Origin of the sequence: Leifsonia sp. 71-9, from assembly GCF_001898805.1 — a bacterium.
GTDB lineage: Bacteria > Actinomycetota > Actinomycetes > Actinomycetales > Microbacteriaceae > Leifsonia.
Genome location: NZ_MKVJ01000017.1, coordinates 210506 through 224665, shown reverse-complemented (window position 1 = coordinate 224665; position 14160 = coordinate 210506). Strand labels below are relative to the sequence as shown.

Annotated in this window: 15 protein-coding genes and 1 tRNA gene; 3 read left to right on the top strand and 13 right to left on the bottom strand. The window is 70.7% G+C overall.

Annotation, left to right across the window (positions count from 1 at the left end; translation table 11 throughout):
• From BGO91_RS10785 to BGO91_RS10750, 8 genes are all read right to left on the bottom strand, one after another.
• Complete coding sequence (locus tag BGO91_RS10785) at positions 1–1731, bottom strand: ABC transporter ATP-binding protein (protein WP_290472764.1); 1731 nt, start codon at positions 1729–1731, stop codon at positions 1–3.
• Positions 1732–1962: 231 nt separating this feature from the next.
• The gene (locus tag BGO91_RS10780) at positions 1963–2520 is read right to left on the bottom strand and encodes a dihydrofolate reductase family protein (RefSeq protein ID WP_290472763.1); all 558 of its coding nucleotides are present in this window, start codon (positions 2518–2520) and stop codon (positions 1963–1965) included.
• A 96-nt stretch (positions 2521–2616) separates the two neighbouring features.
• Positions 2617–3018 (bottom strand): SRPBCC domain-containing protein, encoded by a 402-nt coding sequence (locus BGO91_RS10775; RefSeq protein ID WP_290472762.1) that lies wholly within the window; start codon positions 3016–3018, stop codon positions 2617–2619.
• A 125-nt stretch (positions 3019–3143) separates the two neighbouring features.
• Positions 3144–4868, bottom strand: a complete 1725-nt coding sequence (locus BGO91_RS10770; protein ID WP_290472761.1) for an MDR family MFS transporter — start codon at positions 4866–4868, stop codon at positions 3144–3146.
• 86 nt (positions 4869–4954) lie between these two features.
• Complete coding sequence (locus BGO91_RS10765; protein ID WP_290472760.1) at positions 4955–5557, bottom strand: TetR/AcrR family transcriptional regulator; 603 nt, start codon at positions 5555–5557, stop codon at positions 4955–4957.
• A gap of 59 nt (positions 5558–5616) precedes the next feature.
• A complete protein-coding gene (locus tag BGO91_RS10760; protein WP_290472759.1) occupies positions 5617–6972 on the bottom strand; it encodes a glutamate decarboxylase in 1356 nt (451 codons plus the stop codon).
• A 118-nt stretch (positions 6973–7090) separates the two neighbouring features.
• On the bottom strand, positions 7091–7294 hold the full coding sequence (locus tag BGO91_RS10755; RefSeq protein WP_021760779.1) for a cold-shock protein: 204 nt from the start codon (positions 7292–7294) through the stop codon (positions 7091–7093).
• A gap of 196 nt (positions 7295–7490) precedes the next feature.
• Positions 7491–8087: a class I SAM-dependent methyltransferase gene (locus BGO91_RS10750; protein WP_290472758.1), complete on the bottom strand. Its 597-nt coding sequence runs from the start codon at positions 8085–8087 to the stop codon at positions 7491–7493.
• Positions 8088–8185: 98 nt separating this feature from the next.
• On the opposite strand from BGO91_RS10750, the gene BGO91_RS10745 reads away from it, so the two are divergent.
• A complete protein-coding gene (locus BGO91_RS10745) occupies positions 8186–9118 on the top strand; it encodes a type II CAAX endopeptidase family protein (protein WP_290472757.1) in 933 nt (310 codons plus the stop codon).
• 55 nt (positions 9119–9173) lie between these two features.
• Here the strand turns inward: BGO91_RS10745 and BGO91_RS10740 are convergent, their stop codons facing one another.
• From BGO91_RS10740 to BGO91_RS10725, 4 genes are all read right to left on the bottom strand, one after another.
• Positions 9174–9653 (bottom strand): nucleoside deaminase, encoded by a 480-nt coding sequence (locus BGO91_RS10740; RefSeq protein ID WP_290472756.1) that lies wholly within the window; start codon positions 9651–9653, stop codon positions 9174–9176.
• 147 nt (positions 9654–9800) lie between these two features.
• Positions 9801–9873: transfer RNA gene (locus BGO91_RS10735), tRNA-Arg, on the bottom strand.
• A 36-nt stretch (positions 9874–9909) separates the two neighbouring features.
• Positions 9910–10308 (bottom strand): MmcQ/YjbR family DNA-binding protein, encoded by a 399-nt coding sequence (locus BGO91_RS10730; protein ID WP_290472755.1) that lies wholly within the window; start codon positions 10306–10308, stop codon positions 9910–9912.
• Positions 10308–11108 carry a dienelactone hydrolase family protein gene (locus BGO91_RS10725; RefSeq protein ID WP_290472754.1) on the bottom strand — a complete coding sequence of 267 codons (801 nt, stop codon included), beginning with the start codon at positions 11106–11108 and terminating at the stop codon, positions 10308–10310. Before BGO91_RS10725 ends, BGO91_RS10730 begins: the two co-directional genes overlap by 1 nt.
• A gap of 190 nt (positions 11109–11298) precedes the next feature.
• Between BGO91_RS10725 and BGO91_RS10720 the strand changes: the two genes are divergently transcribed.
• Both BGO91_RS10720 and BGO91_RS10715 read left to right on the top strand, forming a co-directional pair.
• Positions 11299–11595: a GNAT family N-acetyltransferase gene (locus BGO91_RS10720; protein ID WP_290472753.1), complete on the top strand. Its 297-nt coding sequence runs from the start codon at positions 11299–11301 to the stop codon at positions 11593–11595.
• Between the two features lie 8 nt (positions 11596–11603).
• Entirely contained in the window at positions 11604–12593 is a 990-nt protein-coding gene (locus BGO91_RS10715) for a zinc-binding dehydrogenase (RefSeq protein WP_290472752.1), read from the top strand.
• 37 nt (positions 12594–12630) lie between these two features.
• Here the strand turns inward: BGO91_RS10715 and BGO91_RS10710 are convergent, their stop codons facing one another.
• A complete protein-coding gene (locus tag BGO91_RS10710; RefSeq protein WP_290472751.1) occupies positions 12631–13944 on the bottom strand; it encodes an MFS transporter in 1314 nt (437 codons plus the stop codon).
• Positions 13945–14160: the final 216 nt, after the last annotated feature.

Sequence of the window (14160 nt, the reverse complement as noted above, 5' to 3'; positions counted from 1 at the left end):
TCAGGCCACCTCCAGGCTCAGCTGGGACTCGACGATCTCGCGATACGTCTCGCTCGTCTCCAGCAGTTCGTCGTGGGTGCCGCGGGCGACGACCCGGCCGTCGTCGAGGACGACGATCGAGTCGGCCTCCCGGATGGTCGAGACGCGCTGGGCGACGACGATCACCGTCGCGTCGCCAGTCGACTCCGCGAGCGCGGCGCGCAGGCGGGCGTCGGTCGCGACGTCGAGCGCCGAGAACGAGTCGTCGAAGAGGAACACCTTCGGCTGGGCGACGAGCGCGCGGGCGATGCAGAGCCGCTGGCGCTGGCCTCCCGAGACGTTCGTGCCGCCCTGGGAGATGCGCTCGTCGAGGCCGTGCTCCTTGGCGCGGACGAAGTCCTCGGCCTGGGCGATGCGCAGCGCCTCCCACAGCTGCTCGTCCGTGGCGTCGGGACGGCCGAAGCGGAGGTTGCTGGCGATCGTGCCCGAGAACAGGTACGGCCGCTGCGGCACCAGGCCGAGCTGGCCGGCCAGCTGCTGGCGGCTGAGCGCGTCGACGGCCACGCCGCCGATGCGCACGTGCCCGATCTGCGGAGTGAACAGGTTGGCGATCACTGAGACCAGCGTGCTCTTGCCGGAGCCGGTCGAGCCGACGATGGCGGTGATCCTCCCGGGCTCTGCGGTGAACGACACGTCGCTGAGCACCGGCTTCTCGGCGCCGGGGTAGCCGAAGGTCACGCCCTCGATCTCCACGCGGCCGTCGGCGGGGAGCTCGGCGGCGTGCGCGCCCTGCCCCTGCGACGGGACCGCGCTCAGCACCTCGTCGATGCGCTCGGCGCAGACGATCGCGCGCGGGATCATCATCGCCATGAAGACGCCCATCATCACCGCGGTGAGGATCTGCAGCAGGTACTGCAGGAAGGCCGTGAGCGCGCCGATCTGGATGTCGCCCGCACCGACCCGGTGGCCGCCGAACCACAGCACTGCGGCGGTGGCGGCGTTGAGGATCAGCATGATGAGCGGGAACATCAGCACGAAGATGTTGCCGACGCGGACCGAGACGCGGGTCAGCGCCAGGTTCGCCTCGTCGTAGCGCAGGCTCTCGAACTTCTCGCGGACGAACGCGCGGATCACGCGGATGCCGACGATCTGCTCGCGGATGACGCCGTTGACGCCGTCGATGCGCTCCTGCATCTGGCGGAACAGCGGCAGCAGCAGCCACACCAGGAGGCCGACGACCACGAACAGGATGGCCACCGAGACCCAGATGAGCCAGGAGAGGCCCGCATCCACCTGCACGGCCAGGATGATGCCGGCGATGCACATGATGGGCGTCGACACCATGAAGTTCAGCGTCAGCAGCACGAGCATCTGCACCTGCTGCACGTCGTTCGTGTTGCGGGTGATCAGTGTCGGCATGCCCCAGCGGGCGAGGTCGAGCGAGGGCAGGGAGTCCACCTTGCGGTAGAAGTCGCGGCGGATGTCGCGACCGACCGACATCGACGCGCGGGCGCCGAAGTAGGTGGCGGCGATGGCCGCGACGACCTGCACGAAGCAGACCATGAGCATCATCCCGCCGGTCGACCAGATGAATCCGGTGTCGCCGGTGACGATGCCCTTGTCGATGATGTCTTTGTTGAGGGTGGGGAGGTAGAGGGCGGCGAGGGTCGCGATCAATTGGAGGATCACGACCGCGAGGGCCGACCGCCAATAGGGACGGCCGAACCGCAGAGCCATTCGAAGAAGAGTCACGAGAGTTCCTGAGTGTCGCAGTGCTGGTGAGGTGCCGGGAGGGCCGGGGCGAAGCGCCCCAGTCAAACACGACGCCGGAAGGCCGCCACCATGACGCCGTTGTTTGAGTGAACTCGAACACCGATCACGGTAGCGCGGGCCTCCGACCTCCGTGTCCGGAGGTGTTGTCTGTGCCGACGCTATGCGGTCATGCGGTCAGGTCGTGACCGCAATCCGCCGCCGGGACGGGGTTCAGGCGGGTGAGTAGTGGAGGTGCAGCACGCCGTTGTCGTACGCCTCGGAGTGCCGCAGGCGCAGCTTCGCCGAAGCCGAGCCCTCCGGGAAGAGTCGCGCGCCGGTGCCGAGCACGACCGGGTAGACGAAGAGGTGGAGGGAGTCGACCAGTCCGTCGGCGAGCAGCGCGCGCACGAGGGTGCCGCTGCCGCTGATGTACAGGCCGCCGGAGACGCTGTCCTTGAACTCCCGGATGCGCTCGGCGTCGTAGGCGCCGAGCGATCGCGAGTTGCCCCACGCGGCCTCGACGGCCGCGTCGTCCAGGGTGCTGCTGACGACGGCCTTCGTGGAGTCGTTGAAGAACGGGGCGCCGGGGTCGTCGGCCGCGGTGCGCGTCGACCACGCCGGGGCGAACATCTCGAAGGTGCGCCGACCGAGCAGGATGGCGTCCGCCGAGCGCGTGATGCGGCCGATGTCGTCGCCCATCGCGGGGTCGAAGCCGTACTCGGCGGTCCAGCTCGGATCCTGGAAGACCCCGTCGAGCGAGACGAACTCGTGCACTGCGATGGTCCCCATGGCATCCCCTTCCGGCCCGCGGACGGGCAGGGCCGTCCGCTGCCGAACAGCTTAGGACAGGAGGGAGGCGGCCGTCAGGCCCGGGGCATCCATTTGTCAGAGCATGCCGGGCAGGCGGTCGAGGCAGTCGTTCCAGCCGCGGACGTGCTCGGCGGCGGCCTCCCCGTCGGCGAAGCCGTCGTGGCGCACGGTGACGCGGGTGCCGTCGCCGTCCGGGGTGAGCGCGATGGTGACGCGCGTCTCGATATCCTCGCCGTCCCAGCGCCAGGTGGTGGAGAAACCGTGACCGGGCTCGACGGCGGTCACCGTGCCGGTCACGGCCATTTCCGCCGGGGCGGACGCGATGCGGAGCGCACCGCCCTCGCGTGCCTCCAACTCGGCCACCGTCTCGAAGCGCGGCGGCCAGAACCAGGCCGCGAGCTCGGCGGGATCGGTGAGTGCGCGCCAGACGCGCTCGGGAGGAGCCGGGATGTGCCGCTCGACGGTGAGACCGCTCATACGGCACATGCTCACCCCGTCCCGGGCGCGCGTCTAGGCCGGAACCTCATCCATTGGTCACGACACGCCGCGAGGGTCGACCCCTCAGCGGCGTGTCGTGACGGATGGATGGATGTCCGTGCGGGTCAGGCCTCCGGCTCGGTGGGCGGCGCGACGTTCGCGCCCCCGGCACCCGGTCCGGCGGCTCCCCCGCCACCGGCCCCCGTGCCAACGCCCGATCCGGCGCCCGCCCCGGCACCCGCCCCCGCGGGCACGCGCCCACCGCGCTGCTCGGCCTCGAGGCGTTCCGCCTCTTCGCCGCTGATGGCCTCGCCGCGGGCGACGAGCCCGGCCTGATCGGACAGCGGGATCTGCTTGAGGAAGAGGGCCAGGAGGAGCGCGACCGCGATGAACGGCACGAGGTACCAGAACACCGGGGCGAGCGCGTCGGCGTAGGCGTTCACGACGCCGGTGTGCACGGCCTCCGGGAGCTTGTTCAGCGCCTCGGGGCTCAGCGTCGCCGTCGCGCCGGCCGCATCCGCGGGCGAGGCCCCGGCCTGGGTGAACACATCCTTCAGGTTCTCGCTCAGGCGGGTGGTGAACAGCGTGCCGAACACGGCGGTGCCCAGCGCGGCTCCGACCTCGCGGAAGTAGTTGTTCGTGGAGGTCGCGGTGCCGATCTGCGCGGCGGGCACCGCGTTCTGCACCACCAGCACGACGACCTGCATGATCAGGCCGAGACCGGCCCCGAAGATGAACAGGTAGACGCAGATGAGCCAGATCGGGGTGGAGGCGGCCAGCGTCGTCATGCAGACCATGGCGATGCCGGTGATGATCGTGCCGAGGATCGGGTACAGCTTGTACTTGCCCGTCTTGGTGATCGCCATGCCCGACACGATCGAGGTGCCGATCAGGCCGACCATCATCGGGATCATCAGCAGGCCGGACGCGGCCGCCGAGGTGCCGGACGACATCTGCAGGAAGGTCGGCACGAAGCCGATGGCCGCGAACATCCCGATGCCGAGCGCGAGGCCGATGGCGGTCGCGTTGATGAAGATCGGGTTCTTGAACAGGCTGAGCGGGATGATCGGGTCCTTCGCGCGCGCCTCGGCGATCACGAACGCGACGGCCGCGAGGAGCATCCCGATGCCCCACGCCCAGGTCGCGAACGAGCCCCAGCCGTGGTCCTTGTCGCCGCCGAAATCGGTGAAGAAGATGAGGCACGTCGTCGCGATCGACAGGAAGAGGATGCCGAGGATGTCGATCGGGTTGGTGGCGCGCTTGCTCGGCAGGGTCAGCGCGAAGAGGGCGATGACGAGCGCGGCGATGCCGACCGGGATGTTGATGTAGAACGCCCACTGCCAGGTCAGGTGGTCGACGAAGAAGCCGCCGAGCAGCGGACCGGCGACGGCGGAGAGGCCGAAGATGGCGCCGAGCGGGCCGAGGTACTTGCCGCGCTCGTTGGCGGGCACGATGTCGGCGATGATCGCCTGCGACAGGATCATCAGACCGCCGCCGCCGAGGCCCTGCATGGCGCGGAACACCACGAACGTCCAGAAGTCGCCCGCGAACGCGCAGCCGATGGAGGCCGCGGTGAAGATCGCGATGGCGATGATGAACAGCCACCGGCGGCCCAGCACGTCGCCGAGCTTGCCGTAGACCGGCATCACGATGGTAGTGGCGAGGATGTACGCGGTGGTGATCCACACCTGGTGCTCGACGCCGCCGAGGTCGCCGACGATGGTCGGCATGGCGGTGGAGACGATCGTCTGGTCGAGGCTGCTGAGCAGCATCCCGGCGATCAGTGCGCTGAAGATGATCCAGATGCGCCGCTTGGTCAGCAGCAGCGGCGCAGGCGCGATGGCGGTCATGGGGTCCGTTCGTTCTCGGGTGGTGCAGGGGGTGGGATGCAGGTGGTGCCGTGGGGCGGGATCAGGGGGCGGCCGTCAGGCGCGCGTCAGGCGAAGAGCTCGCGGACGGCGTCGATGCGGCGGCGGATGATGGCCGGGAGGTCGTCCGAGCCCTCGGGTCGGAAGAACTCCTCCGCGCTGGCCCGGAGCAGGCCGCCGGCGAGCTGGACCGCGGCGGCGGCGCGCAGGTCGCCCGACGGGAGCCCTTCGCGGCGCTCGACGAGCAGGATGTCCTCCCGCTCGCCCTCGCCGGCCATCTTGAGCATGTGGGCGGCGAGGCGCGGCTCGCGGTCGACGGCCTTGATGAGCTCGTGGATGTCGGCGGCGGTCAGTCCGCCGTAGTCCCAGCGCGCGAGGTTGAGGGCGATGAGGTCGTCGAGGAGGTGCTCGATGCCGCGCGGCCCCTCGGCGAGGAAGCGCTCGGCGGCTCCCGACTCGTCGAGGTCGACGGGGATGCCGATGACCGCGTTCTCTTTGGACGCGTAGTAGTTGAAGAGGGTGCGGCGCGAGACGCCGACCTCCTCGCAGAGCTCCTCGACCGTGAACCCGGCGAGCCCGCGCTCGATGGTCAGCCGTCGGGCCGCCTCGCGCAGACCGCGGGCGGTCTCCTCCTTGCGACGCTCTCGCGTCGACATTGCACTCTCGCTCACGAAGTGCAATCTTGCACCCTCTAGCTGAAAGTGCAATGTGAGCGGGAGCGCCGGCGGAACTAGTGCGCGAACGCGGTCTTCGGGATGCGGCTGGGATCGCCCGTGCGCAGCTCGGCGCACACCGCGCGCAGGTCGGCGACGAGGTCGTCCGCGAGCTCGGCGCTGAAACCGTCCCGCACCACGATGCGCAGGACGGCGACGTCCTCCGCGTTCGCCGGCATCGTGTACGCCGGCACCTGCCAGCCGCGGGCGCGCAGCTCGTGCGAGACCTGGAAGACGGTGAAGCCGGAGCCCTCCACCACCTCGAACGCGACCACGGGGATGGCCGTGCCGTCGGTCAGCACCCGGAGGTCCTCCTCCTTCGCCAGGCCGGTGGAGATGCGCACCGCCGTGTCGCGGAGGGTGCTCATGATCGCCGTGTAGCCTCCCCGGCCCAGCCGCACGAAGTTGTAGTACTGACCGATGACCTGGTTGCCGGGGCGCGAGAAGTTGAGGGTGAAGGTCGGCATCTCGCCGCCGAGGTAGTTCACGTTGAACACCAGCTCGGGCGGCAGATGGTCGGGCGACCGCCAGACGACGAAGCCGATGCCAGGGTAGGTGAGGCCGTACTTGTGGCCGCTCACGTTGATCGACACCACCCGCGGCAGCCGGAAGTCCCACGGCAGGTCGGGCTGCAGGAACGGGACGACGAACCCGCCGCTGGCCGCATCCACGTGCACCGGGACGTCGGGGCCGCCCGTGTCGGCGAGCGTGTCGAGCACCTGGCAGATCTCGGCGATCGGCTCCAGCTCGCCGGTGAACGTCGTGCCCAGGATGCCGACGACACCGATCGTGTCGTCGTCGACCGCGTCGCGCACCTGCTCGGGCGTAATGACGTAGCGGCCCTTCTCCATGGGGAGGTAGCGCGGCTCCACGTCGAAGTAGCGGCAGAACTTCTCCCACACGACCTGCACGTTCGAGCCGAGGACGAGGTTCGGGGTGCCGCCGGAGGCGAGGCCGCGGCGGGCGCGCCAGCGCCACTTGAGGGCGAGGCCGGCGAGCATGACCGCTTCGCTCGAGCCGACGGTCGACGCGCCGGTCGGCTCCCCCGGTTCGGCGTGGAAGAGGTCGGAGACGATCGAGATGCAGCGGCGCTCGATCGCGGCGGTGGACGGGTACTCGTCCTTGTCGATCATGTTCTTGTCGAACGACTCCGCCATCAGCACCTCGGCCTGGGGCTCCATCCACGTCGTGACGAAGGTGGCGAGGTTCAGGCGCGAGCTGCCGTCGAGCAGCAACTCGTCGTGGATGAGGCGGTAGACGCCGTCCGGATCGGTGGGCTCGGCCGGGAGCGTGTCGGGCGGGCTCTGGCGCGAGAGCCTCCCGGTGTACGCCGGGGTGTCGGATCCTTCGTGGACGAAGCGTTGAGGCGTCATGGGGCCGATGCTAACGGCGGCACCGGGGTGCGGCAATGCGCGGAGCGACCGCCCTGAGCGGCCCCGGGAAACACGAAGCGCCCCGCCAGACGAATCGGACGGGGCGCTTCGGGGAGGCTCAGAGAGCGCGGATGTTGGAGGCCTGCGGGCCCTTGTTGCCCTGCGTCACCTCGAACTCGACCTTCTGGTTCTCTTCGAGGTTGCGGAAGCCGTTGCCGGTGATCTCGCTGTAGTGAGCGAACACGTCGGCCGAGCCGTCGTCCGGGGCGATGAAGCCGAAGCCCTTTTCGGAGTTGAACCACTTGACGGTGCCAGTTGCCATCGTTTTTTCTTCTTTCAATCTGCGATGACCGACGCCGCCGGAACCGTTCCGGAGCTGCTTACGGAAAGCGCGATGTCCAGGATACGCGAAAAGCCGGTTTTACGCCCTGGTTATCTCGAAGAGACGTCACGATGTTGCGTCGGGCGACCTCCTCGCGCCCGCGGCGGCCCGCGGGTTCCGGGCCGGGAGGCGGGGGTCAGCGCCGGCTGACGATCAGGTAGCGCTCGTCGTCCACCGGACCGCCCCAGAGCCGGTCGTCCGCGGAGAGCGACCGGACCTCGGCCTCCCGGCGCCGGCGGAGGACCGCGTCGCGGCACTCGTCCGCCGTCAGCCCGGCGCCGGTCGACCAGGACCCTTCGACCAGGATGAGCCGGCCTCCCGGGCGGAGCAGGGCGACCCAGCGCGCCAGCACGGCGTCCCGGTCGGCGAACGACCAGAGCACATGGCGCGAGAGCACCGCGTCGAACGTTCCGGCCGGGAACGGCGGATCGGCGGCGTCCCCGTGCACGAACGCGACGCCGACCCCGGCGGCGCGGGCCTTCTCGCGGGCGATCCCGAGCATCCGCGTGGAGATGTCGAGCCCGGTCACCGCGAGCCCGGCGGCCGCAACGAGGACGGAGAGGCTCCCGGTCCCGCATCCCACGTCGCAGACCCGCGCAGGAGGCTCCGGGAGGAGCGGGGTGAGGAGGCTCTGCCAGGCCTCGCGGACGACAGGATCGCGCAGGCCGTGGTCCGCGGCGTCGTCGAAGGCGTCGGCGTGGTCGTCCCAGAGGTTCTCGGCGTCCGCGGCCATATCGCGAGTATTCCACTCGTCGCGCTCGACAGCGCCGGCACCCCGGATAAAGTGTGATCCGAGCCGGCCGGCTCACGAGACGAGGCGGAGGGAGCCCCGTGAGTTCGGAGCAGCAGGAGCAGGTCGACCAGGAGCCGCACGGCGCGCGGCGCACGCAGCTCGCGCACACGACAGAGTCGGGCTGGCGGCGGTTCTGGAACCGCGGAGGCTGGTGGAAGGCGCTGCTCGTCATCGCCGTCTATTACGGCCTCTACCAGCTCGCTGGCTGGCTGATCGGGCTGGCGTTCGGCGGCCTGATCGACAAGCACGACTTCTTCGCGAACGGGCTCAGCACGTTCATCGCGGTGGGCGCGCCGATCGTCGTCGGCAGCATCCTGCTGATCGTCTTCGCGCTCTCGCTCGGCTGGCTGAAGGAGCTGTTCGGCCCGCAGCCGATCCGCGGTTCGTGGTGGATGTGGATCGGCGTCGTCGTCGTGGTCCTCTTCAACGTCCTGCGCTTCGTCAGCGCGGACTACCCCGGCTGGGACGCGGGAGCGGTCGTCGCCGTGCTCATCTCCGGGCTGTTCATCGGTTTCGCCGAAGAAGTCCTGACCCGCGGCTTCGCCGTCAACCTGCTGCGCCGCGGCGGCTACGGCGAGCGCAGCGTGATGCTGCTGTCGTCGCTGCTCTTCGCCGCCATGCACTCGGGCAACATCTTCAGCGGCCAGAGCCCCCTGGCCGTGGGGTTCACCGTGGTCTACACCTTCGCCTTCGGCCTGGTGATGTACACGGCCCTGCGGGTGACGGGCAACCTGATCTGGCCCATCCTGCTGCACGCCTCCACCGACCCGAGCCTCTTCCTGCTCACCGGCGGCGTGGATGCCACGGGCGGCTCCCTCCACCCGGGGCCGCTGGCGGGGGTCGCCGGGCTGGGCAACATCGTCGTGATGATCGTCGCCCTCATCCCGCTGATCTTCGTGCGCGGCCGCGTGGACCGCGAGGCCGCCTACGGGCTGACGCCGCCGCCCGTGAAGCTGTCCGCCGAGAAGTGACTCCGTGCGGGTGAGGCGCGCGCCTCACCCGCAACGACTCACCCCTCGCGGGCGGCTATCCCCAGAATCCCTGGTGGGAGGCTGCGGCCTCCTCCTCGAGGTGCGGGCCGGAGACCTCGATGACCCGGCTCCCCGCGGCCAGCACGGTGCGGGCCGGGAGGGCGAGCGTCGGGTTGTCCGCGTGGTCGCCCGTCATCGCGTAGAGGGCCTCCTCCGGCAGCGCGTAGACCACGCGGCCGATACCGGACCAGTAGATCGCGCCCGAGCACATCGCACACGGCTCGCACGATGTGTAGAGCGTGTAGCCCGGCAGCTCATCGCCCGGGATGGCGCGGCCGGCCAGCCGCACGAGGTTCGTCTCGGCGTGCCCCGTGATGTCCTTCTCGGTGTTCACCGTGTTCTCCGCCTCCAGCGCGACCGACCCGTCGGGGCCGACCAGGATGGCGCCGAACGGGTGGTTCCCGTGGCTGCGGGCCGCGTCGGCGACGGCGATGGCGCGGCGGAGGTGCTCGAGATCGGCGGAGATATCACTCATGCGGCCGAGCCTACCGAGCCGCTCGCGAGACGTGACTCGTTGCGGGTGCGAGCCTCCCAGGACCCGCAACAAGTCACATCTCGCGCAACATCCGGGAACGAAGAAAGCCCCGGCGAACCGGGGCTTCTCCTACTGTCTCAACCAGTGTGCGCCACGAGGGATTCGAACCCCCAACCTTCTGATCCGTAGTCAGATGCTCTATCCGTTGAGCTAGTGGCGCATGACCGTCACGCTCTCGCGCGGGCCGGATTAGAGCTTACATGACCGCATCCAAGACCGCCAATTGGCGGCGGAGGGCGACCTGCCGGTACGAGGTCTCGATCAGTTCGCCGATCTCGGTCCACTGGTCGGCGTCGTCCGGCCAGGCGCGGTCGATGTCGATCCCGAGCCAGCCGCTGGCGCCCCAGTACTTGGGGACGAAGACGCGCGGATCCTGCCGGAGCGCCGGATCCTCGGCCGGATCGGGCTTGAAGACCACCGAGTCGCCGCGGTCCATCATGGCGCCGACGAGGGCGAAGACCCGGCCCTTCTCGCCCGCCTTGAACGCGGGGCGGCCGTGGGTGAGGATCTCGACGGCCTCCGGCAGGTGGAGGCTGCGGGCGCGCACCCGGGCGACCAGCTCGTCGTCCGGGTCGAACAGCAGCGGGTGCTCCATCAGGCGAAGATCTCGTCGAGGAAGCAGACCAGCGCGCGCCAGCTACGGGCGTCGGCGACCGGCCGGTAGCTGTCGCGGCCGGGGATGGTGAACGCGTGCGGCGCTCCCGAGTACGTGGTCACCTGCCAGTCGACGTGCGGGGCGCCGCGCAGCTCCTCCTGGAACGCCGCGACCGCCGAGTCGGGCACGACCGCGTCGTCCCCGCCGGTGAGCACCAGCAGAGAGGCGGCGATCGCCGCGGCGTCGGACGGGTCGTGGGCGATGAGGCCGCCGTGGAAGGAGACGACGCCGCGGGCGGGCGCTCCGGTGCGGGCGAACTCGAGCGCCGCGGTGCCGCCGAAGCAGTATCCGATGACGGCGAGGCGGGCGGGGTCGACGGCGGGATGCTGCTGCAGCCAGCTGAACCCGGCCGCGACCCGGGCGCGCAGCAGGGCGAGGTCGCGGTAGTAGCCGCCGGCGACCTCCCGGGCCGCGTCGCCCTCCGGCCGCACGTCGGCGCCGTAGAGGTCGGCGGCGAAGGCGACGTAGCCGCTCCGCGCGAGCATCTGGGCGCGCATCCGCACGTTGTCCCCGACGCCGTGCCAGTCGTGGAGCACCAGCACGGCCGGCCGTCGCTCGTCGGCCTGCGCATCGCGCGCGAGGTAGCCCTCGAGCGGCAGGCCTTCGTGGTCGTACGCGATCGTCTCGGTCTCGATGACGGAGTGCTCCCCGACCGGCACCTGGGCGAGCAGCCGCTCGTGCGCGGGCGAGAGGACGATCGGGTGGGTCGTCGAACGGGCGGTCGGGCGGGCGAGCGTCACGGGATGTTCTCCATCAGGTCGCGTCGTCGCGGGCGACGGCTGTCGCCTGCGGCCTGGCCTGCTGTGACTCGGTCGCGGACTGCGCGCGGGACCCCGGTGCGGGTCGGGTCCCACATCGACACCCTACCTCCGTCGCCCCGGACGCGCGACGGGCGGCCCGCGCGGAGGCGACGGTCGTACCATGGGGCGCATGGTCACCCAGTTCAGCAACGAGACGGACGCGAGCCGGTACGCGATGCACATCGACGGGGAGCTCGTCGGGGTGCTCGACTACCGCATCCTGGGCGGGTCGATCTCGCTGACCCGGTCGTTCACCGTCCCGGCGAAGCGTGGGAACGGGTACGCGGGTCAGCTCGTCGAGTACGCCGTCGACGACATCGAGCGCACGGGCGGTCTGAGCATCGTGCCGATGTGCTGGTACGTCGCCCAATGGTTCGATGACCACCCCGAGCGCGCCGGCCTGCTGCAGCAGCGCAGCGCGGGCTGAGCGCGACGATGGCGGACAGACGCGCGGCCCTGGTCTCCCGATTCGGCGACTCCACCTCCCTGGTGCTCGCCGAGCAGTCCCTGCGGCCGCCCCGCGGCAACGAGGTCGTGGTGCGGGTGACGCACGCCTCCGTCGGCGCCACCGACGTGCTCGCGCGCCGCGGCGGTTACGTGTTCCAGCCGCTGCCCGGGTTCGTCCCCGGCTACGACTTCGTCGGCGTCCTGGAGGCGGAGTCGGCCGTCTCGCTGGCCCTCGGCCTCCGCACGGGCGCACGCGTCGCCGGGGTGCTGCCCCGCATGGGCTCGCACGCCACCCGGCTCGTGCTGTCGCCCACCTTCCTCGTCGCCGTGCCGGACGGCCTGGACTCCGCCGCCGCCGCGACCGCCCCGCTCGACGCGGTCACCGCCGGCCTCGCACTGCGGATGACAGGAGGAGGCCGGCGCGTGCTCGTGCAGGGCGCCTCCGGAGCCGTCGGGTCGATCGCCGTGCAACTCGCGACGCAGGACGACCGCACCGTCGTCGGCACCGCCTCCTCCCGCACCCGCGGCTTCGCCGACGAGCTCGGCATCCCCGTCGTCGACTACCGCGCGGCCGACTGGATGGGACAGGCGCGCCGCGCCGCGGGCGGTCCCTTCGACGCCGCGATCGACCACACCGGCGCGCCCCAGGTGCGCCAGACCCTCGCGCCCGACGGCGTCCTCGTGCACACCGCCTTCGCCGGCCGTGCCGGGCACGAACGCGCGGACTCCCTGCGCGGCTCGGCGGAGGCGGCCGCGCGACGACGCGGGCATCCGCGCGAACGCGTGTGCAGCGTCCCGTACTTCGTGCTCAGGAAGCGGCCGCAGTACCGCGCCCTGCTGAGCGGTCTGCTCGCCGCGATCGACGGCGGGAGGCTGCGGGTCGCGGCGCCGGAGGTCTACGCGTTCGACGACCTGTGGGAAGCGGACCGGGCGGCCGAGCGCGTCGAACCCGGGCGGAAGGTCGTGCTGGCGGTCTGAGGGCGCCCGTCACTTGTCGCCGGTTACGCGTCGCCGGTTACGCGTCGCCGGTCGGGGCGCACACCGGGGCGGCGACCGGCTCGGCCGCCCGCGCTGCGCGACCGCTCCGACGGGACGGGTCGAGCGGAGCGACCGCGTTCAGGACCACGAGGGAGACGACACCGGCGGCCGCGATGGTCGCCGAGATCCAGAACAGGTGCGGCAACCCGAGCCACGCCGTCCCGATGCTCCCGACGAGCCCGCCGACGGCGGCGTTGATCGCGAACGCACTCAGGAAGACGCTCGACGCCATCCCGACCCGTTCTGGCTGGAGTCGCTGCGCCACCGTGATCCCGAGCACCCCGAACGTCGCGATCACACCGGCCATCAGCACCTGGCCGACGATCAGCGGGACGAGATGCGGCACCACCAGCTCGGCCGAGGCGTAGCTGACATGGGCGGCGACCGCCATGATGCCGCCCGCCAGCAGGACCGGCGCGACCCCCCACCGGTCGGCCGCCGCCGCCGCGAGCGGCATCAGGGCGATCTCGACGAGCGGCTGGAAGCCGATGATCGCACCGCGCACCGCGGCGTCCGCGTGGAGCTGGCCGTCGAGGTAGAGCGGCAGGTAGGCGAGCTTGACCGTCTCCCCGCACATGATGAGGACGTAGATGCCGGTGAACAGCAGCAGGGGCACGAGGGACCGGCCGCCGGACGCCCGCGATTCCCGACGACCACCGGAGCGTCGCGCGAGCACCGGCGCCGTGGTCACCCGCGAGTACGGCGCCGCCCTGACCCCGATCAGAGGAACGAGGGAGAGCAGCAGGCTCACCCCGGTGACGATCAGCAGCGGACGAAGGCCGATCAGCGCGCCGAGCACCGCGCCGAGCACCGGCCCGACGATCCAGCCGACCGCCATCGCCATCCGCATGACGGCGACGACACTGTTGTCGAGCGGAGTGGGCTGTCGGTCGAGCTCGTCGCGCACGGCCGCCTGCAGCTGCGCGGCGCCCGCTCCGGCGATGCTGAGCAGCAGGATGTTGATGGCGAACGGCATCCAGGTCTGCGTCACGAACGCCATCAGCACCCAGCCGAGGAACCCCGCCAGCGCCGAGATGCGGAACACTTTCAGGCGCGCCCCCGTGCGGTCGGAGAGCGAGCCGACCGCGTATCCCGCGATCGGAGCGGCGAGGTTCGTCAGATAGAACAAACCCGCCGCGGTGTCGGACAGCTGCACATCCCGGACGAGGAACAGCGTCATCTGCGGCGACGTGATCGAGATGCCGATGCCCGAGACGACCAGGCAGACGAAGACGCCGCGCAGGAGCCGGGACCGGAGGATGTAGCCCGCCACCGCCGAACGCCGGCTCACCCCACGGCTACGCGCCACCTGAACCGCTCCCCTGCCACCTCTGCTTGGACGATCCCCGATGGTATCAAACTGGCAAGTAGTGGTCTACTTGCGGCTATCCCTGGTGGAAGTCCTTCGGCATCGCGCGCCGAATCGAATCGGGACAGGCGACCGTCCGCGTGGTGGTGTCGGCTTGAGAGCGTCCGAGAGTGGCTTCGATTTCCGTGCAGCGGAACC

Coding starts and splice junctions, on each gene's coding strand:
- BGO91_RS10770 (WP_290472761.1), bottom strand. CDS start 4,868: ATGACCGCCATCGCGCCTGCGCCGCTGCTGCTGACCAAGCGGCGCATC.
- BGO91_RS10715 (WP_290472752.1), top strand. CDS start 11,604: ATGGCGGACAGACGCGCGGCCCTGGTCTCCCGATTCGGCGACTCCACC.
- BGO91_RS10760 (WP_290472759.1), bottom strand. CDS start 6,972: ATGACGCCTCAACGCTTCGTCCACGAAGGATCCGACACCCCGGCGTAC.
- BGO91_RS10740 (WP_290472756.1), bottom strand. CDS start 9,653: ATGAGTGATATCTCCGCCGATCTCGAGCACCTCCGCCGCGCCATCGCC.
- BGO91_RS10720 (WP_290472753.1), top strand. CDS start 11,299: ATGGTCACCCAGTTCAGCAACGAGACGGACGCGAGCCGGTACGCGATG.
- BGO91_RS10775 (WP_290472762.1), bottom strand. CDS start 3,018: ATGAGCGGTCTCACCGTCGAGCGGCACATCCCGGCTCCTCCCGAGCGC.
- BGO91_RS10780 (WP_290472763.1), bottom strand. CDS start 2,520: ATGGGGACCATCGCAGTGCACGAGTTCGTCTCGCTCGACGGGGTCTTC.
- BGO91_RS10755 (WP_021760779.1), bottom strand. CDS start 7,294: ATGGCAACTGGCACCGTCAAGTGGTTCAACTCCGAAAAGGGCTTCGGC.
- BGO91_RS10750 (WP_290472758.1), bottom strand. CDS start 8,087: ATGGCCGCGGACGCCGAGAACCTCTGGGACGACCACGCCGACGCCTTC.
- BGO91_RS10730 (WP_290472755.1), bottom strand. CDS start 10,308: ATGGAGCACCCGCTGCTGTTCGACCCGGACGACGAGCTGGTCGCCCGG.